Annotated in this window: 13 protein-coding genes; 4 read left to right on the forward strand and 9 right to left on the reverse strand. The window is 69.6% G+C overall.

The window, feature by feature from the left end:
• Positions 1-6: 6 nt before the first annotated feature.
• The 6 genes from PQI07_RS34010 to gloB all read right to left on the reverse strand — a co-directional run bounded on the left by PQI07_RS34010 (position 7) and on the right by gloB (position 8,416).
• Positions 7-3,006 (reverse strand): 2-oxoglutarate dehydrogenase E1 component, encoded by a 3,000-nt coding sequence (locus PQI07_RS34010; protein WP_043388850.1) that lies wholly within the window; start codon positions 3,004-3,006, stop codon positions 7-9.
• Between the two features lie 172 nt (positions 3,007-3,178).
• Positions 3,179-4,063 (reverse strand): succinate--CoA ligase subunit alpha, encoded by an 885-nt coding sequence (gene sucD, locus PQI07_RS34015; protein WP_043354951.1) that lies wholly within the window; start codon positions 4,061-4,063, stop codon positions 3,179-3,181.
• Positions 4,064-4,065: 2 nt separating this feature from the next.
• Positions 4,066-5,262 (reverse strand): ADP-forming succinate--CoA ligase subunit beta, encoded by a 1,197-nt coding sequence (sucC, locus tag PQI07_RS34020; RefSeq protein WP_043354953.1) that lies wholly within the window; start codon positions 5,260-5,262, stop codon positions 4,066-4,068.
• Between the two features lie 102 nt (positions 5,263-5,364).
• A complete protein-coding gene (gene mdh, locus PQI07_RS34025; RefSeq protein ID WP_274929060.1) occupies positions 5,365-6,327 on the reverse strand; it encodes a malate dehydrogenase in 963 nt (320 codons plus the stop codon).
• Positions 6,328-6,727: 400 nt separating this feature from the next.
• Positions 6,728-7,297, reverse strand: coding sequence for a TetR family transcriptional regulator (locus PQI07_RS34030; protein WP_007560094.1), 570 nt, complete (start codon positions 7,295-7,297; stop codon positions 6,728-6,730).
• A 342-nt stretch (positions 7,298-7,639) separates the two neighbouring features.
• Positions 7,640-8,416 carry a hydroxyacylglutathione hydrolase gene (gene gloB / locus PQI07_RS34035; RefSeq protein ID WP_043354964.1) on the reverse strand — a complete coding sequence of 259 codons (777 nt, stop codon included), beginning with the start codon at positions 8,414-8,416 and terminating at the stop codon, positions 7,640-7,642.
• Between the two features lie 148 nt (positions 8,417-8,564).
• Between gloB and PQI07_RS34040 the strand changes: the two genes are divergently transcribed.
• From PQI07_RS34040 to PQI07_RS34055, 4 genes are all read left to right on the forward strand, one after another.
• Positions 8,565-9,299, forward strand: a complete 735-nt coding sequence (locus tag PQI07_RS34040) for a methyltransferase domain-containing protein (protein ID WP_043354966.1) — start codon at positions 8,565-8,567, stop codon at positions 9,297-9,299.
• Positions 9,300-9,366: 67 nt separating this feature from the next.
• Positions 9,367-10,080, forward strand: coding sequence for a MarC family protein (locus tag PQI07_RS34045; protein ID WP_043354982.1), 714 nt, complete (start codon positions 9,367-9,369; stop codon positions 10,078-10,080).
• A gap of 683 nt (positions 10,081-10,763) precedes the next feature.
• The gene (locus tag PQI07_RS34050; protein ID WP_043354968.1) at positions 10,764-11,597 is read left to right on the forward strand and encodes a nucleotide-binding protein; all 834 of its coding nucleotides are present in this window, start codon (positions 10,764-10,766) and stop codon (positions 11,595-11,597) included.
• Positions 11,594-12,037 (forward strand): hypothetical protein, encoded by a 444-nt coding sequence (locus PQI07_RS34055; protein WP_274929061.1) that lies wholly within the window; start codon positions 11,594-11,596, stop codon positions 12,035-12,037. Before PQI07_RS34050 ends, PQI07_RS34055 begins: the two co-directional genes overlap by 4 nt.
• Positions 12,038-12,101: 64 nt before the next feature.
• Here PQI07_RS34055 and pbpC read toward each other — a convergent pair whose 3' ends face one another.
• The 3 genes from pbpC to PQI07_RS34070 form a co-directional block, all read right to left on the reverse strand.
• Positions 12,102-14,234 (reverse strand): penicillin-binding protein 1C, encoded by a 2,133-nt coding sequence (gene pbpC, locus PQI07_RS34060; RefSeq protein WP_274929062.1) that lies wholly within the window; start codon positions 14,232-14,234, stop codon positions 12,102-12,104.
• A gap of 120 nt (positions 14,235-14,354) precedes the next feature.
• Complete coding sequence (locus PQI07_RS34065; protein WP_236952867.1) at positions 14,355-14,603, reverse strand: hypothetical protein; 249 nt, start codon at positions 14,601-14,603, stop codon at positions 14,355-14,357.
• A 111-nt stretch (positions 14,604-14,714) separates the two neighbouring features.
• A complete protein-coding gene (locus PQI07_RS34070) occupies positions 14,715-18,128 on the reverse strand; it encodes an acyl-[ACP]--phospholipid O-acyltransferase (RefSeq protein ID WP_179698345.1) in 3,414 nt (1,137 codons plus the stop codon).
• Positions 18,129-18,158: the final 30 nt, after the last annotated feature.

The raw sequence follows: 18,158 nt of genomic DNA on the forward strand, positions 1-18,158 counted from the left end.
GGATGATCAGACCGCCAGGGCCTCGTTGAGGAAGGCCTGGAGCTGCGCTTGGTGCTTCGACATCTGGCCGACCGCCGTGGAGGCGGAGGCCGGACGGCCGACGTACCGGGCGCGCTTCACCGCGGAGCCGGCCTGGCCGAGCACCCACTCGAGGTAGGGCTCGACGAAGGACCAGGCACCCATGTTCTTGGGCTCCTCCTGGCACCAGATCACGTCGGCGTTGCGGAAGCGGGCCATCTCGTTGGCCAGGGCCTTGAGCGGGAACGGGTAGAGCTGCTCGACGCGCATCAGGTAGATGTCGTTGAGCCCGCGCTTCTCCCGCTCCTCCAGCAGGTCGTAATAGACCTTGCCGGAACACAGGACGACGCGGCGGATCTTGTCGTCGCGCACGAGCTTGTTCGGCGCGCCCTCCTCCTCGGCGTCGTCCCAGAGGACGCGGTGGAAGGTCGAGCCCTCGGCCAGCGCGTCGAGGCTGGAGACGGCACGCTTGTGGCGCAGCAGCGACTTCGGCGTCATCAGCACCAGCGGCTTGCGGAAGTCGCGCTTCAGCTGCCGGCGCAGGATGTGGAAGTAGTTCGCCGGCGTCGTGACGTTGGCGACCTGCATGTTGTCCTCGGCGCAGGCCTGGAGGTAGCGCTCCAGCCGGGCGGAGGAGTGCTCCGGCCCCTGCCCCTCGTAGCCGTGCGGCAGCAGCAGCACGAGGCCGGACATGCGCAGCCACTTGCGCTCGCCGGACGCGATGAACTGGTCGATCACCACCTGGGCGCCGTTGGCGAAATCGCCGAACTGCGCCTCCCAGAGGACCAGGGCGTTCGGCTCGGCCAGGGAGTAGCCGTACTCGAAGCCGAGCACCGCCTCCTCGGAGAGCATCGAGTTGATGATCTCGATGGAGGCCTGGCCCTCGCGGATGGCGTTGAGCGGCGTGTAGCGCTGCTCGTTCTCCTGATCGATCACCACCGCGTGGCGCTGCGAGAAGGTGCCGCGCTCGACATCCTGGCCGGAGAGCCGGACCCGGTTGCCGTCGAGCAGGGTCGCCCCGAAGGCCAGCGCCTCGGCGGTCGCCCAGTCGATGCCGACACCCGTCTCCACCGCCTTGGCGCGGTTGTCCATGAACCGCTGGATCGTGCGGTGCAGGTGGAAGCCGGGCGGCGCCTGGGTGATCTTGCGCCCGATCTCCTGCAGGGTCTCGGCCGGCACGGCGGTGCGGCCTCGGCGCGGATCGTCCACGTCCTCGTGAACCGCCTTCACGCCGGACCAGCGGCCGTCGAGCCAGTCGGCCTTGTTGGCCTTGTAGGTGTTGGCGACGTCGAGCTCGGTGTCGAGCATCCCGCGGAACTCGGCCTTTCGGGCGTCGAGCGCCTCCTGGGTCACGGAGCTGTTCTCGACGAGCTTGCGGCCGTAATTCTCCAGCACCGAGGGATGCTTGCGGATCCGCTGGTACATCTTCGGCTGGGTGAAGGCCGGCTCATCGCCCTCGTTGTGGCCGAAGCGGCGGTAGCAGAGCATGTCGATCACGACCGGCTTGCCGAACTTCTGCCGGTACTCGACCGCCACCTTGGCCGCGAAGGTGACGGCTTCCGGATCGTCGCCGTTGCAGTGGAAGATCGGCGCCTCGACCATCTTGGCGACGTCGGACGGGTAGGGCGAGGAGCGCGAGAAGCGCGGATCGGTGGTGAAGCCGATCTGGTTGTTGATGATGAAGTGGATCGAGCCGCCGGTGCGGTGGCCCTTCAGGCCCGACAGGCCGAAGCACTCGGCCACCACGCCCTGGCCCGCGAAGGCGGCGTCGCCGTGAATCAGCAGCGGCAGCACCGTGCGGCGCTCGATGTTGGGTTTGGCCCACTGGTCCTGCTTGGCGCGGACCTTCCCGAGCACCACCGGATCGACGATCTCGAGATGCGAGGGGTTGGCGGTGAGCGACAGGTGGACGTTGTTGCCGTCGAAGGCGCGGTCCGAGGACGCGCCCAGATGGTACTTCACGTCGCCCGAGCCCTCGACCTCGGCCGGGGAAGCCGAGCCGCCCTTGAACTCGTGGAACACCGCCCGGAAGGGCTTCGCCATCACGTTGGTGAGGACGTTGAGCCGGCCGCGATGGGCCATGCCCAGCACGATCTCGCGCACGCCGAGCGCGCCGCCGCGCTTGATGATCTGCTCCAGCGCCGGGATCATCGACTCGCCGCCATCGAGGCCGAAGCGCTTCGTGCCGGTGTACTTCAGGTCCAGGAACTTCTCGAAGCCCTCGGCCTCGATCAGCTTGTTGAGGATCGCGCGGCGGCCCTCGGGCGTGAACGAGATCTCCTTGTCCTTGCCCTCGATGCGCTCCTGGATCCACGCCTTCTCGGCGGGGTCGGAGATGTGCATGAACTCGACGCCGAGCGTCTGGCAGTAGGTCCGCTCCAGGATGTCGACGATCTCGCGGATCGTGCCGAACTGGAGGCCGAGCACGTTGTCGAGGAAGATCGGGCGGTCCCAATCGGATTCCTCGGTGAAGCCGTAATGCTGCGGGTGCAGCTCCTCGTGGTCACCGCGGGGGGCGAGCCCGAGCGGGTCGAGCTTGGCGTGCAGGTGGCCGCGCATGCGGTAGGAGCGGATCAGCATGATCGCCCGCACCGAATCCTTCGTCGCCTGCTCCACAGACACGCCGGTGGTTGCGGTGACGCTGTCCTGCGGCTTGCCGGGCTTCGCGTCCTTGGCGTCCTTGCCGTCCCGGGCGACGATGCGGTCGCCGACCGCCTTCTCCAGGGCACCCCAGTTGCCGTCGAGCGCCGAGACCAGCTCGCCGTTCAGCGGCACCGGCCAGTTGGGCTTCTCCCAGGAGGCGCCGGCGGCGTTCTTCTCGACCAGGGTCTCGTCCTCGCCGAGCCCCTTGAAGAAGGTCTGCCACTCCGGATCCACCGAGGACGGGTTGCGGGCGTAGGCCGCCTGCAATTCCTCGATGTAGGCGGCGTTGGCGCCGTAGAGGAACGAGGTTTCGAGGAGCGCTTCGTTCACGTCCTGGCGTGCCATGGTGCGTCCATCCTGTCGCGCGGGCAGGCTCCCCTGCCCTTCGGGCTCCCCGTCAGCGCGGCGGATCGCCCTCAAACCGAAACGGGGCGGGTGACCGCCCCGCTGAAATCGTCTGCACGCCCGATATGGGCGTTGCGGCCCTGCGATGGCCGCAACGCAGGCGCGCTTGCCCTCAGCCCTTCAGGACCTCGACGAGCGTCGAGCCCAGCCGGGCCGGCGACGGCGACACGCGGATGCCCGCGGCCTCCATGGCGGCGATCTTGTCCTCGGCGCCGCCCTTGCCGCCCGAGATGATCGCGCCGGCATGGCCCATGCGGCGGCCCGGAGGCGCCGTGCGGCCGGCGATGAAGCCGACCATCGGCTTCTTGCGCCCGCGCTTGGCCTCGTCCTTCAGGAACTGCGCAGCCTCCTCCTCGGCCGAGCCGCCGATCTCGCCGATCATCACGATCGACTCGGTCTTCGGGTCGGCGAGGAACAGCTCCAGCACGTCGATGAATTCGGTGCCCTTCACCGGGTCGCCGCCGATGCCCACCGCGGTGGTCTGGCCGAGGCCGGCATTGGAGGTCTGGAACACCGCCTCGTAGGTCAGCGTGCCGGAGCGCGAGACGATACCGACCGAGCCTTGCCGGAAGATGTTGGCCGGCATGATGCCGATCTTCGATTCGCCCGCCGTGACGATGCCCGGGCAGTTCGGCCCGACCAGACGCGACTTCGAGCCGGTGAGCGCCCGCTTCACCTTGACCATGTCGAGCACCGGAATGCCCTCGGTGATGCAGACGATCAGCGGGATCTCGGCCGCGATCGCCTCGCAGATCGCGTCGGCGGCGCCGGGCGGGGGCACGTAGACCACCGAGGCGTCGGCGCCCGTGGCCTCGCGGGCCTCGGCCACCGTGTCGAACACCGGCAGGCCGAGATGCGTCGAGCCGCCCTTACCGGGGCTCGTGCCGCCGACCATCTTGGTGCCGTAGGCGATGGCCTGCTCGGAGTGGAAGGTCCCGTTCTTGCCGGTGAAACCCTGGCAGATGACCTTGGTGTTGGCGTCGATCATCACCGACATGATCAGGCTCCCTTCACGGCGGCGACGATCTTCTGGGCGGCGTCGTCGAGGTCGTCCGCCGGGATCACGTTGAGACCGGAATTCCGGATGATCGCCTTCCCCTCCTCGACGTTCGTGCCCTCGAGGCGCACAACCAGCGGCACCTGCAGGCCCACCGCCTTCACGGCCGCGATGACGCCGTTGGCGATCACGTCGCACTTCATGATCCCGCCGAAGATGTTGACGAGGATCCCCTTCACGTTCGGATCGGCGGTGATGATCTTGAACGCCGCCGTGACCTTCTCCTCCGAGGCGCCGCCGCCGACATCGAGGAAGTTCGCCGGCTCCTCGCCGTAGAGCTTGATGATGTCGAGGGTCGCCATGGCGAGGCCGGCGCCGTTGACCATGCAGCCGATCGTGCCGTCGAGCGCGATGTAGGCGAGGTCGTACTTGGACGCCTCGATCTCCTTGGCGTCCTCCTCGGTCTCGTCGCGGAGCGCCACGATGTCCGGGTGCCGGTAGAGGGCGTTCGAATCGAAGGCCATCTTGGCGTCGAGGCACTTGAGATGCCCGTCCGCGGTGAGCACCAGCGGGTTGATCTCGAGGAGGCTCATGTCCTTGGCGACGAAGGCCGCGTAGAGCTTCTCGGTGAGCGCGCCGGCTTCCTTGGCCTGGGCGCCGGACAGTCCGAGCGCCTTGGCGACGGCGCGGCCGTGATGGGGCATGACGCCCGTGGCCGGATCGACCGCGATCGTGTGGATCTTCTCGGGCGTGTCGTGGGCCACCGCCTCGATGTCCATCCCGCCCTCGGTGGAGACCACGAAGGCGACGCCGCCCGTGGCGCGGTCCACCAGCATCGAGAGGTAGAATTCCTCGGCGATCTGCGCGCCTTCCTCGATGTAAAGGCGATTGACCTGCTTGCCGGCCGGGCCGGTCTGGATCGTCACCAGCGTCTGGCCGAGCATCTCGCCCGCATACTGCTTCACCTCGTCGATCGACTTGGTGACGCGCACGCCGCCCTTGGCGCCCTCGGGCGCACCCTTGAAGGTGCCCTTGCCGCGGCCGCCCGCGTGGATCTGGCTCTTCACGACCCAGACCGGGCCGCCGAGCTCCTTGGCGGCGGCCTCAGCCTCCGACGGGTTGAAGATGGCCACGCCGCGGGAGACGGGCAGGCCGAACTCCTTCAGCACGGCCTTGGCCTGGTATTCGTGGATGTTCATCGGAGCCTCGTAGGGAGGAGCGAATAGGTGGCAACGAACAGCGCGGAGCGACTGGGATTCGAATCCCCGAACGCTTCGCGCGGCCCGGTATCCGCTTACCGGTCAGGCGAGGTTGCTGTCGACGCCCTTGCAGGCCTCGATCAGGCCCGCCACCGAGGCGACCGACTTGTCGAACATCGTCTTCTCGGCCGCGTCGAAGGTCACCTCGAGCACGCGCTCCACGCCGTTCGCGCCGATCACGATCGGCACGCCGATGAACATGCCGGAGACGCCGTACTGGCCGTCGAGATAGGCGGCGCAGGGCAGGACCCGCTTCTTGTCGCGCAGATAGCTCTCGGCCATGGCGATGGCGGAGGCGGCGGGCGCGTAGAAGGCCGAGCCGGTCTTGAGCAGGTTGACGATCTCGCCGCCGCCCTTGCGGGTGCGCTCGACCATGGCGTCGAGCTTCTCCTGGGTGGTCCAGCCGAGCTTGACGAGGTCGGTCAGCGGCACGCCCGCCACCGTCGAGTAGCGGGTCAGCGGCACCATGTCGTCGCCGTGGCCGCCGAGGACGAAGGCGGTGACGTCCTCGACAGAGACCTTGAACTCCTCGGCCAGGAAGTGGCGGAAGCGGGCCGAGTCGAGAACGCCGGCCATGCCGACGATCTTGTTGGTGGGCAGACCGGAGAACTTCTGGAGCGCCCAGACCATCGCGTCGAGCGGGTTGGTGATGCAGATCACGAAGGCGTCCGGCGCGTGGGTCTTGATGCCCTCGCCCACCGCCTGCATCACCTTGAGATTGATGCCGATCAGGTCGTCGCGGCTCATGCCGGGCTTGCGCGGCACGCCCGCGGTGACGATCACGACGTCGGCCCCCTTGATGGCGGCGTAGTCGCTCGCGCCCCCGTAGGTCGCGTCGAAGCCCTCCACCGGGGCGGCCTCGGCGATGTCGAGTGCCTTGCCCTGCGGCACGCCGTCGACGATGTCGAACAGCACCACGTCCCCGAGATCCTTGAGGCCAGCGAGAAGTGCCAGGGTGCCGCCGATCTGGCCGGCACCGATGAGCGCGATCTTGTTGCGAGCCATGTCGGATTCGTCTCCGCTGCGTTCGACTTCGGTGATGCGGTGCGCGAGGCCGGCCGTGCTCGGCCGCCAGGGTCCGAGACCGGATTCGTCACTCTGAAATCTGCGCGGCTGTGTGGCCGAAAAGCACCGTGGCTTCAACCCGATGCAGGGTGCGTGGCCGGCGCGTCCGAGACATCCGGCGGCCTCTCAACGAGCCGAGGGGTGTGCCGAAACGTCAACGTCGCGAAGGTTTTAGGTGCAGTGCACCCGGCTCCGCAGGCGCTCCGAAGTCTCGATGACAGATTCTGAAACCTGTCATTTCGGTTGGGGGCGGCGCTCGGATCGGCCCGCAGCGCGGAAACGACAAGGGCCCGGACAGGGGAGTCCGGGCCCGGCGAGCGGCGTTCGCGAAAGCGGTGGATCAGAGGATGCCGGAGCGGAGCACCCGCTGGATCGCGTGGATGACGGCTCCGAAACGGGCCTCGATTAGGTCGCGGGGCACTTCGGCATCGTGCTGGATCGCCAGGGGATGCGTGAAGCGGTAGCTCGCGTCGAAGATGTAGGCGATCGCCCGCTCCCGATCGCGAGCCGAGAAGATCCCGGACGTGATTCCCTCTTCGACCACCCGCTCCACGAGACTGCGCAGGCGGACGCGATGCCGCCGGGCGATCGGCCGTGCCGACACGGTGGCGTCGAGATGGACCGCGAACAGGTTCGGTTCGTCGAACAGGGCGTCCCGCTGGACCGTCGCGAGGGCTGTCAGCAGGCGCTCGATCTTGTCGTCAGCGGGATCGGGCGCGTCGGCGATGCCGGCGAGCCGGGCTTCGACCTCGCGCAGCCAGCGCCCCGCCACCGCGTCGAGGAGCGCGTCCTTCGACGGGAAGTAGCGGTACACGTTGGCGTGCGTCATGCCGGCCTCGGCGGCAACGGCCACGACCGTCACGCGCTTGGGGCCGAGCCGCGACAGATGCTCGGTGGCGATGCCGAGCAGCCGGACGTCGGCCGCAACCGGCGCCCGCGGGCGCGCAGGACTGGCCGCGTCACCATTTTCGCGGAGTGCGTCGGCGACGGAAATCTTGGGCTTGGCGCTGAGCGCCTCCTCCTTGGACCCGTCGGACTCTGGCTTGAGGAAAGGCAGCGGCAGGCGGGAAGTGGACAGGTGGTAGGGCGAGACGGACCCCCATCATACCGGCTGAAGCGTCCCGGCGCTTCGCGTTGACGTTACGGCTTCCCCCCGGGAGCCCGGTTACCTGAGCGGATTAGGACCGCTTAAACATCCCTATGTGTCAGTTTGCCTTGAGAAGGCAACAAATTTTTCTCGTTATCACCTGCGTTAAAAGCGGTTCTTCCACGCTCGCAAGGCGACGAACACCGCCTCGGGATCGCTTTCCGGCGGTAGGTCGACGGACCGGGCCAGGGCCGGCTGTCCACTGCGCAGGAACGGGTTGGTCGCCCGTTCCGCGCCCATGGTCGAGGGGATCAGGAAGCGGCCTTCCGCCTTGGCGCGCTCGGCCTCGGCGAAGCGCGCCTTCAGGTCCGGATTGTCCGGATCGGCAGCCAGGGCGAAGCGTGCGTTGGAGAGTACGTAGTCGTGGCCGCTGAACACTTGCGTCGCGTCGGGCAGATCGTCGAAGCGCCGCAGGGAGCGGTACAGGGTCTCGGGCGGGCTCTCCATCACCCGCCCGCAGCCGAGGGTGAACAGGGTGTCCCCGGCGCAGACGAGGCCGGCCTGGGCGAACCAATAGGTCACGTGGTCGGCGCAGTGGCCCGGCGTCTCCCAGACCTGGGCTTCCAGGCGGCCGATCGCGACGGTGTCGCCCTCTCGCACCGTCACGTCCACCTGAGGGACCGCGTCCCCGGCCTTAGCGGGGGCGACCACCCGGGCCCCGGTCGCCTGCTTCACCGCCGGGATGCCCTCGACATGGTCGCCGTGCCGGTGCGTGACGAGGATGTCGGTCAAGCGCCAGCCGGTCTCGTCGAGGGCCTTCAGGACCGGCCCGGCCTCCGGGACGTCGATCGCCGCGCAGGCGCCGGTCGCCGGATCGCGGATGAGCACGCCGATATTGTCGCTGCGGCAGAGGAAGGTGCGAATCTCGGTCTCGGCGGCCATCGGACGGGGTCTCCCAGGAACGCGAAGGGGCGCGAAATCTGTTGCCGTGAACAGGTGATGGTCCCGCCGGGTTCCTCGGACGCTTGCCGCGCGGCGCGCGGCTCACCATTGAGTACAACGACCGTTCCGATCGCGATCTTCTGTTCCCATGCGTCTCGACGTCAACGGCTTGCGGGCCTTCTACGCCAGCCCTCTGGGCCGCACGACGCATCGTGTGGTCGGCCGCGCGCTCCACGATTTCCTCGGCTCGGTCTCGGGGCTGCGCGTCCTCGGGATCGGCTACGCGACGCCCTATCTCGGGCCGGTCCACTATATCGCCGAGCGCACGCTCGCCTTCATGCCGGCCACGCAGGGCGTGGTGAACTGGCCGAGCACCGGGCGTTCCTGCGCGGCTTTGGCCGATCCCACCATGATGCCACTGCCCGAGGCCGCCATCGACCGGGTCATCCTGGTCCACGCCCTCGAATCGGTGGAGAGCCCGACAGAGCTGCTGCAGGAGGTCTGGCGGACCCTCACCCCGGGAGGCCGCATGATCCTGGTGGTGCCCAACCGCCGGGGCGTCTGGGCCCGCCGGGAGGCGACGCCCTTCGGTCACGGCCAGCCCTACAGCCGCTCGCAGCTCGGACGGCTGATGCGGGATACGCTGTTCTCGCCGGTGAGCTGGGCCGAGACCCTGTACATGCCGCCGGCACGCTCGCGCCTGATGCTGCGCACCGGACCCGCCTGGGAGTGGCTCGGCACCAGCCTGTCCCTGCCCTTCGCGGGCCTGCACGTCGTCGACGCGACGAAGCAGCTGTACCGGCCCGTCGCCGTGCAGCAGGTGCGGCGCGCCCGCCGTCTCGCGCCGGCCCGTGTGCTGGTGCCGGCCCCCTCCCCGGGCTGATCCGGATGCGCGATCCCCATCCACGGCGGTCGATGGTCCAGGACAGCGTGCGATCCGGTTGGACCCGATGAGCCTCGACCTCACCACCCAGCAGTTCCTGCTCGCCCTGTCGGCCCTGTTCTCGATCGTGAACCCGATCGGGGGTGCGTTCATCTTCGCGCAGGTGACGAGCGCCTTCAGCCACGCCGAGCGCGTTCTGCTGTCGCGGCGGATCGGCGGTTACGCCGCCCTGGTGATGCTCGGCGCCCTCTGGGCGGGTACGCCGATCCTCAATTTCTTCGGCGTCACGCTGGGGGCGCTGCGCATCGCCGGCGGACTCGTGGTCATGTCGTCGGCCTGGACGCAGCTAAACCGGCCGGAGGCGCGGGAGGCGCGCAAGCAGGCCGAGGCCTCGGGCTCGGCGGGCCGCGGCGCGGTCTCGACAGAGCCGCAGGGCGATCCGGCACCGGGCCCCCTCTCCGACATCGCCTTCTTCCCCCTGACGCTGCCGTTCACCACGGGACCGGGGACGATCGCGGTTGCCATCACCCTGGGGGCGAACCGGCCGACGGCCTATGCGGAGCGGTTCAGCTTCTACATCGGCGTCACGCTGGCAGCCCTGGCGGTCGCCGCCACGGTCGCCGTGCTCTACGCCTCCGCCGACCGGGTGGTGGCGTTCATAGGCCCGGCCCGCGCCCGGGTGATGGGCCGCCTCTTCGCCTTCCTGCTGCTGTGCGTCGGCACGCAGATCCTGGTGAACGGCCTCCTGGACGTGTTCGCCCCCCTCGCTGCGGCGCGCTGACGTCCGCGCGCGCACCCGTCATTCGCGAAGTGCTGAGGGCCGCCCCGGATCGGATCGTTTCGACGGGCCTTTCCCGTCACATGCCGGATATGCGGAGGGGCTCGCTATCCGTCCGGACGAATCTGCCGAATTGACGATTATGTCTGTCGTATATCGATGAGTATAAGAAAATTACTCATTTAATCGACGATTAGTGCGTTGCGATCAAATATAAAAGTTTTTTAATGATCGAACGTTAGACGGAGATTTAAGAGGAAAACTGATAAGACCTGGCTTGCGTCGTTTTCTGTGGCGCGCCAGATCTTGCCAGAACTCGGATGCAGCGAAGCGAAAGCTTCCGGGTCCAACCGTCGAAGAAAGAGATCCAGGAACGGAGTGCCTACCGTGGCGACGGACGCCAATCCGAGACGCCTATCGCCGGGGGGACGCGAAGGGACGGCGCACGCGACCGCGCTCGGCCCAGGCCAGCGTCACCGGTGGGTCTCCCCGCCCCCGTCGGCACCGGCATGATCGGATCCTTCCCTCACGAAGGCCCGAGAGACCTTTGCGCGATCGCGCCGTCGGGAGCCCGCACCGCGTCCCCGGAGCGCCCGTGCGGGCTGGTCCCGTGACCCCCGAATGTTCGCAGGGCCGGTGCCGCGCGTGCCGAGGCCGTCCTGCATGAATCAGCAAGGAGACAGCGCATGACCGACACGTCCCAGAGTAAAGTTCCGGCCTGGTACAGCCCGGACGAGATCCAGGACATCCAGCGCGATCTTCTGGGCTCTGCCGCGAAGGTTCTCGTCCTCTGCCTCGGCGGCAAGGGCGGCGTCGGCAAGACCACCATCGCCCTTCAGGTGGCCGATCTCTGTGCGGAGGCGGGTCCGGTGCTGGCGATCGACACCGATCCGGCCAACCGGCATTTCCACACCGCGCTCATGCAGGAGACCAATCCCGGCAGCGACAATTTCGTGGCGCGCAGGTCCGGAATCACCGGCTTCCGGCAGCGCCTGCGTGCCGAAGACAGCACGGGGCGCGTCGACCCGACCCTGTGCCAAGACCTGATCGAACGGGTCATCGAGACCCCCGAACGCTTCATCGTGGTCGACTTCCCGGCCGGCGATACCGAGACGACGCGCCGCTGTGCCGAGATCATCGTGGAGAGCTGCCGGGAGGCGAATATCCGCCTCGCCGTGGTCGTCGCGGCCGGCGCGGTCGATCCCACTGCCCTGGAGGTCCTCAGGGAACTCCGGCCCATGCTGATCGAGTGCGATCGGGCGATCCTGGCCAAGAACACCGCCCAGGCGACGAATTTCGATTATCTCGAATCGTCCGATCTCGTGCGCTCCTTGCGCAAGCAGTCGAACTTCCGCGTCATCGAGGTGGAGCGGATCGGCGAGCGGCTGATCGAGGCCCTGCGGGTCCAGCACATGACCTGGCAGGCCCTGGCGAACAGCGCGCCGATGCGCCTTCGGGTCGAGGGCCGCCGCCTGCGGCGCAACTTCCACACGGCGTGGCGGGATGCCCTTCGGCCGTGACCAACCTCGAGCGGTTCTACCGGTCGGTCCATGGCCGCGATCTGCAGCCCTGGGAGCGCCAGCTCGCCGTGCGGATCGCGGCCGCCCTCAACACCACGACGGACGACGACTTCGTCGTCCACCTGCTGCTCGTGTACATGTCCACCAACGCCATCACCAACATGTACAACGAGCTGGTGGCGGCGCGGAATCGTCTGGCCGAAGACAACCAGGATCTGATCCGGGCGCTGACGTCCGACCTGCGCCGCAACAGATTGATGAGCTACGTGCTGCTCGGTGTGGCAGCCCTCGGCGTCCTCGTGAGCGCCGGGATCCTCGGCACCGTCCTCAGCCTGTCGCACGGTTCCGCGGCCAGCGCGACGCGGATCACCGCCGCGCTGGAGGCCTGCGGGCAGCGCGGCGCCGCCGACACACCGCGCGGGTTCGGGATCGGCCGCTGATCCAGGCGCATCCGGATTCCACTGCGGCGCCCCGTGCTGCGCCGGCAGCCAGGAATGCGTAGGCCTATTCGAGCCGGACAGACACGCTGTCGCTGGCGCCGGTCGCATCCAGGACCGAGATCCGGGCGAAGCCTGCGCCCCCCGGCACCCATTCTGCCCGCCGTCGCGGCGTCTGAATGACCGGCTGACCATCGACCAGCCAGGTGAGCGGCGGCACCCCGCCCAGGGCCTTCAAGGCGAGGCCCGGACCGCCATCCGCCGCGCCGTGGGCGTCCGCGCCGAGGCCGAGATCGATCCGCGCCCCGTCCGGCGGATACGCGATCCGCAGCGCCGGGCCCGCCGTCTCGGCCGCCTCGCGGCGCAGGTGCTGCAGCGGCGGCGGCAGGCGCCCCGTCCCCACGACCAGCGCATCCCGCGGCTGCGGGACCGGCTCGGGCTCGATCCCGAGGCGCGCGAAGGCGTCGAACAGGAGCGGCGCCGCGACCGTCCGGCCCACGAGCCCCGGCACCGCGGCGCCGTCCGGCCGACCGGCCCAGACGACGATCGTGACGTGACGGTCGAAGCCCGCCGCCCAGGCGTCGCGGTACCCGTAGGAGGTGCCGGTCTTGTAGGCGATGCGATTGGGCAGGGCGTTCTCCGGCGGCGGTGTCCCGCGCAGGATGTCGGCGACGTACCAGGCGGCCACGGGCTCCGCGACGCGGTGCCGGGCTTCGGCCGCGACCCCGTCGGCGCGGCGTAGCAGGTCTGGAACGGCGCCGCCGCGGGCGAGGCCGGCATAGAGACGGGCGAGATCGGTGAGCGTGATTCCGAGCCCGCCCAGTGCGACCGGCAACCCCGGCGCGGCCTCTCGGGGGAGCTGGATCCCGGCCCCGGCGGCGCGCAGCCGGGCGATGAAGCGGGCGGGCCCCACCGCGTCCATCAATTCGACCGCCGGCACGTTGAGCGAGAGCTGCAGGGCCCGGCGGGCCGTCACCGTGCCCTGGAAGGTCAGGTCGAAATTCTCCGGGGCGTAGCTTGCCGAGAAGCGGGCGGGCCGGTCTTCCAGCAGCGTCTCGGGATGTGCGAGGCCGTCCGCGAAGGCCATGGCGTAGACGAACGGCTTCAGCGCCGAGCCGGGGGAGCGCACCGCCAGGGTCATATCGATGGCGCCGCGCCGGGACGGGTCGAGGTAGCCGGCGCTGCCCACCTGGGCGAGCACCCGCCCGTCACGATTGTCGAGGACGAGGATCGCGGCCGAGAGGTCCGGCCCGGCGGCGGTTGCGCGCTCGGCCGCCAGCGCTTCCAGTCTCTCCTGCAGGCGGCCGTCGATGGCAAGGCGGATCGTTGCAGCCTCCGGGTCGGCCGCGACCGCCTCCTCGGCGGCATGCGCCGCGAGCATCGGGAACGGCCGGCGCGCCGTCGGCACCGGCTCGGCCCGGGCGGCCTCGGCCTCGGCCGCGGTGAGGATGCCGCGGGCCTGCGCGACGGCCAGGACCCGATCGCGGGCGGCGCGGGCGCGCTCCGCGAACCGGTCCGGGCGGCGGGTCTCGGGCGATTGCGGCAGGGCGACGAGGAGAGCCGCCTGCGCCGCGGTCAGCCGCACCGGCTCCCGCCCGAAATACGCGATGCTCGCCGCCCGGACGCCCTCCAGCGGACCGCCATAGGGGGCCAGCGCCAGATAGAGATCGAGGAGCCCGGACTTCCCGAGACGTCGCTCCAGCGCGACCGCGCGCACCATCTGGCGGAGCTTGGCCGCGAGGGAGCGCTCCCGCCGCGGCTCGACCAGGCGGGCCACCTGCATCGACAGGGTCGAGGCACCCGACACGATGTGGCCCCGGACAAGCCACTGGAGGGCGGCGCGCAACACCGCGGCCGGATCGATTCCTTTATGATCGGCGAAACGGCGATCTTCGAAAGCGAGCAGCATGGCCCGATAGCGTGGATCGACCGTCTCCGCGGTGACCGGCAGGCGCCAGCGCCCGTCCGCCGTCGCGAAAGGGCGCAGCAGCGTGCCGGCCCGGTCCAGCACCACCGTCGAGCGCGCCTCTGCGGGGCTGAGGTCGAGGGGGGGAAGCGCGTCGGCGAAACGCCAGAGCGCGCCGACGCCGGCCGCCAGGAGGCTCAGACCGAGCGCGGCGGCTCCGAAAGCCAGCCGCGAACCGATGCGCCGCGCCCGCGGGGGCGCCGGCCTGCTCGGATCGGACCCGTCGTGCGGCACGCATCCCCCCGGTTCCGGCTCCGACGGCGCAGGATTTACCGTTCCGGCGCGGCCGACAAGTCCTCCGGCGATCCCGGGCGCCGACCGCGCGCGACCGTCCGGTCCGGGCGAGGCCCCACCCTACGCCGTGCCGACCACGCGCAGGTCCTCGAGGACGGGGCGATCCGGGCGGTTCATCCGGACCGGGAAGGGCACGACGTTGGAGGGGATCGGGGCCGCCACCGGTTCGGAGGGCGCCGCCGCCTTGCCGGGCTTCGTCCAGCGCCCGATCCGCTTGAAATAGGTCCGCCTCGCCAGCCAAGCGGGAATAGGCCTGCCCTTCTGCATGATCTGCCCCTCGTCGAACCGACCCGCGTCCCCCTCAGACACGCAACCCGTACGCGCCGAGCGTCTCGAATCGCGGCTGTATGCGCGATACCATCGGATCCCGGGGCACCCCGCATCCCCCGTTTGGGTGACGCGGGGCGTGGGGGCCTCCGGTCAGGCGGCCGCCGTCTCTTTCGCGCGCTCCAGGGCCAGCTTGGTGACGGCCACTTGGTCGATCTTGCCGGTGCCGAGCATCGGGATCGCTTCCAGCACCACGACCTCGGCCGGGATCGCCACGTCCGAGGCGCCACGGCTCTTGGCGAAGCTCTGATAGGCCGCCCGGGTGGCGCCCGTCTCCTGCGTGAACAGGATCAGCCGCTCGCCCTTGCGCGGGTCCGGCAGCGCCGCCACGGCGCTCGGACGATCGGGCCAGAGTTCGGCGGCCAACGCCTCGACGCCGGCGAGCGAGACCATCTCCCCCGCGACCTTGGCGAAGCGCTTCGCCCGGCCCTTGATCGTCACGAACCCCATCGGGTCGATCGCCACGATGTCACCGGTGTCGTGCCAGCCCCCCGGCGGCGGCTCCAGGACGCCCGGCTTCTCGGCGCGCAGATAGCCCAGCATGATGTTGGGGCCGCGTAGCGACAGGCGGCCGCCCTCGTCGATCCCCGGCACCGGGTCCAGGCGGGTCTCGATACCGGGCAGGATCCGCCCGACCGTGCCGAAGCGGTTGAACATCGGCGTGTTGAGCGCCACGACCGGTCCGCATTCGGTGACGCCGTAGCCCTCCAGGATGCGCAGCCCGAACTTCTCCGCATAGGTCCTCCGGGTCGTCTCCTTCACGGCCTCGGCGCCGGCGACGACGTAGCGCAGCGAGCGCAGGTCGTAGGAATGGGCGGCCCGGGCATAGCCCGTGAGGAACGTGTCGGTCCCGAACAGAACGGTGCTGTTCGAGCCGTAGATCAGCTCCGGGACGATCCGGTAGTGCAGCGGCGACGGGTAGAGGTAGACCGGCACGCCCGAGACCAAGGGCAGGATCAGCCCGGCCGTCAGGCCGAAGGCGTGAAACACGGGCAGGACGTTGAACACCTTGTCCATCGGCCCGAAATCGATCCGGGCCGCCACCTGCGCCACGTTGGCGAGCATGCAGCGGTTGGCGAGCACCACACCCTTCGGCGTGCCCTCGCTGCCCGAGGTGAACAGCACCGCCCCCGGATCCTCGCCGCGGCGGGCCACGAGGGGGCGCCGGGGCGCGAGAAAGCCCCGGATCTTGTCCCCGGTGGTGATGCCGGCCCGCACGTCCTCCAGGTAGACGAGCTCCACCGAGTCGCGGATCGCCTCCACGAGCGGTCCGAGCCGCCCCTTCTCGATGAAGGCCCGGGAGGTGAGGATCCTGCTCACCTCGGCCGCCCGGCAGGCGGAGAGGACGTTGGCGGGGCCGGCCGAGAAATTGATCATCGCCGGGACACGGCCAGCGGAAGCCAGCGCGAACAGCGTCACGGCGGCGCCGTTGGCGTTCGGCAGCATGACGCCGATCCGCCCGCCGAGGGGCGCGAGCGGCATCAGCTTGCGGCCGAGGATGTTGGCGCCCATCACGAGCCGGCCGTAACTGAGCTTTCCGCCGACCGGGTCCTCCAGGGCGTTGCGGCGCCAGCCGTGAAGCTCGCCCGCCTCGATCAAAGCCGCCATCAATCCGCGGTCGATGTCGGTGGTGCGGAACACGAGGTCCGACATGACCCCGTAGAGGGCCGCACCGGCCGCCTGCCGCCGCGCCTTGCCCTTGAGGGCCGGGTCCACCGTCAGGCGCACCGGCGGCATCACCGTCACGACGACTTTGGGCCACCAGCGGCGGCTGACCTGCCGGCGGGAGAGACGCGAGAAGGCGGTGCGCTCCAGCCCGTCGATCTTCACGGGCACCACCATCGCGTCGGACTTGTCGGCGATGAGCCCGGCGCCGTCATAGACCTTCATCAGGCTGCCGGTGACGGTGAGCCGACCTTCGGGGAAGATGATCAGGGTCTCGCCGCCCTTGACCGCATTGATCAGCGTCCGGGTGGCCAGCGGCCGGGTCGGGTCCAGGGGCATCGCCTTGGTGACGCGCAGGAACGGCCGCACCCACCAGCGCTGCGCGATCCCGCTGTCGATGGCGAAGACCGGCTCCTGCTCGAGGAGCGACAGGGCCAGCGGCGCGTCGAGGAACGAGACGTGGTTGAGCGCCACGATGGCGTTCGGCCCGGCCGCCGCGAGGTTGTCGAAGCCCCGGACTTCCAGGCGATAGAAAGCCCGGAACAGGATCGACAGGGCGTCGCGGAACGGGCTGGTCGGCAGGGTCGCGAACACGATCGCGCCGACGAGGACGTTCAGCACCGCCACCACGGCGAGAAGGCTCGCGATCGACAGGCCCGCGCCCTGCAGGCCCGCGAGCGCCAGGGTGCCGGCCACCATGAAGGCCGCCGTCATGACGTTGACCGCGCCGATGATTCGCGCCCGCATCGCCTTCTCGGCCCAGGCCTGCACGGCCGCGAAGGACGGGACGATGTAGAGGCCGCCCGAGACCGCGAGTCCGAGGAAGTCGATCCCGGCGCGCAGGCCGTGGCCGGTCTGCAGGAACGCGAGGGGCCCGATCGGCTCCGCGGGGGGCGCCGGGAGATGGCCGACCGTCCAGGCGAGATCGAGGCCGAACAGCCCCATCAGAACCGCGCCCACCGGCGTCGGCAGCAGCACGATCCGGCCGCTGGCGAGCCACGAGGCGAGGCCGGAGCCCAATGCGATGCCGATGGAGAAGAGCGCCAGGAGCAGCGTGATCACCGTCTCGGTGCCGTTGAAGGCGCCGCGGACCAGGACGGGCAGCAGCGACAGCACCACCACGCCGACGAGCCAGAACCAGCTCACGGTGAGCGAGCCGCGCCACAGGCGCGTGTCGGCCCAGAGATCGCGCAGCAGCGCGTAGGTGGAGCGGGCGACGTTCGGGTCGACGCGCAGGTCCGGTGCCCCCTCCCCGGTCGCCGGGATCATCCGGGCCGAGAGCCAGCACAGGACGGCGAAGCCCATCACCAGGGCGCCGAACACGATTCCGGACCCGCCCATCGCCGAGGCCGCGCCCGCCGCGATCGTCCCCAGCAGAATCGCCAGGAAGGTCGCCGCCTCCACCAGGGCGTTGCCGGCGGGCAGCTCCTCGCGCCGGAGATGGTCCGGAAGGATCCCGTACTTGATCGGGCCGAACAGGGCCGCGATCGTTCCGAACAGGCCGAGCGCGACGAACAGGATCGGCACGGAATGCAGCAGGAAGCCGAGCACGGCGGCGCCGGCCGCGAAGATCTCGGCGAACTTGAGCCGCCGGGCCATCAGGGCCTTGTCGTACCGGTCGGCCCATTGGCCGCCGAGTCCTGACAGGATGAAAAACGGCCCGATGAAGACGGCGCTCGCCAGGGTCACCAGGACGCCGGCATGGGCATCCGCCTGGCCGCCGATGCCGAACAGGATCAGGAAGGCCAGCGCGTTCTTGAGAAAATTGTCGTTGAACGCCGAGAAGAACTGGCACCAGAACAGCGGCGCGAACCGCCGCGCAGTCATCAGGGTACGGAACATGGCATTCTCTCGGTTCCGACCCTGACTGGC

Origin of the sequence: Methylobacterium sp. 092160098-2, from assembly GCF_028920805.1 — a bacterium.
Taxonomy (GTDB): domain Bacteria; phylum Pseudomonadota; class Alphaproteobacteria; order Rhizobiales; family Beijerinckiaceae; genus Methylobacterium; species Methylobacterium fujisawaense.

What these genes read in the sequence shown, in the direction of transcription:
- sucD (WP_043354951.1), bottom strand. Translation starts at nt 4,063, where the DNA reads ATGTCGGTGATGATCGACGCCAACACCAAGGTCATCTGCCAGGGTTTC.
- mdh (WP_274929060.1), bottom strand. Translation starts at nt 6,327, where the DNA reads ATGGCTCGCAACAAGATCGCGCTCATCGGTGCCGGCCAGATCGGCGGC.
- PQI07_RS34040 (WP_043354966.1), top strand. Translation starts at nt 8,565, where the DNA reads ATGCGTCTCGACGTCAACGGCTTGCGGGCCTTCTACGCCAGCCCTCTG.
- sucC (WP_043354953.1), bottom strand. Translation starts at nt 5,262, where the DNA reads ATGAACATCCACGAATACCAGGCCAAGGCCGTGCTGAAGGAGTTCGGC.
- PQI07_RS34070 (WP_179698345.1), bottom strand. Translation starts at nt 18,128, where the DNA reads ATGTTCCGTACCCTGATGACTGCGCGGCGGTTCGCGCCGCTGTTCTGG.
- PQI07_RS34010 (WP_043388850.1), bottom strand. Translation starts at nt 3,006, where the DNA reads ATGGCACGCCAGGACGTGAACGAAGCGCTCCTCGAAACCTCGTTCCTC.
- gloB (WP_043354964.1), bottom strand. Translation starts at nt 8,416, where the DNA reads ATGGCCGCCGAGACCGAGATTCGCACCTTCCTCTGCCGCAGCGACAAT.
- PQI07_RS34045 (WP_043354982.1), top strand. Translation starts at nt 9,367, where the DNA reads ATGAGCCTCGACCTCACCACCCAGCAGTTCCTGCTCGCCCTGTCGGCC.
- PQI07_RS34050 (WP_043354968.1), top strand. Translation starts at nt 10,764, where the DNA reads ATGACCGACACGTCCCAGAGTAAAGTTCCGGCCTGGTACAGCCCGGAC.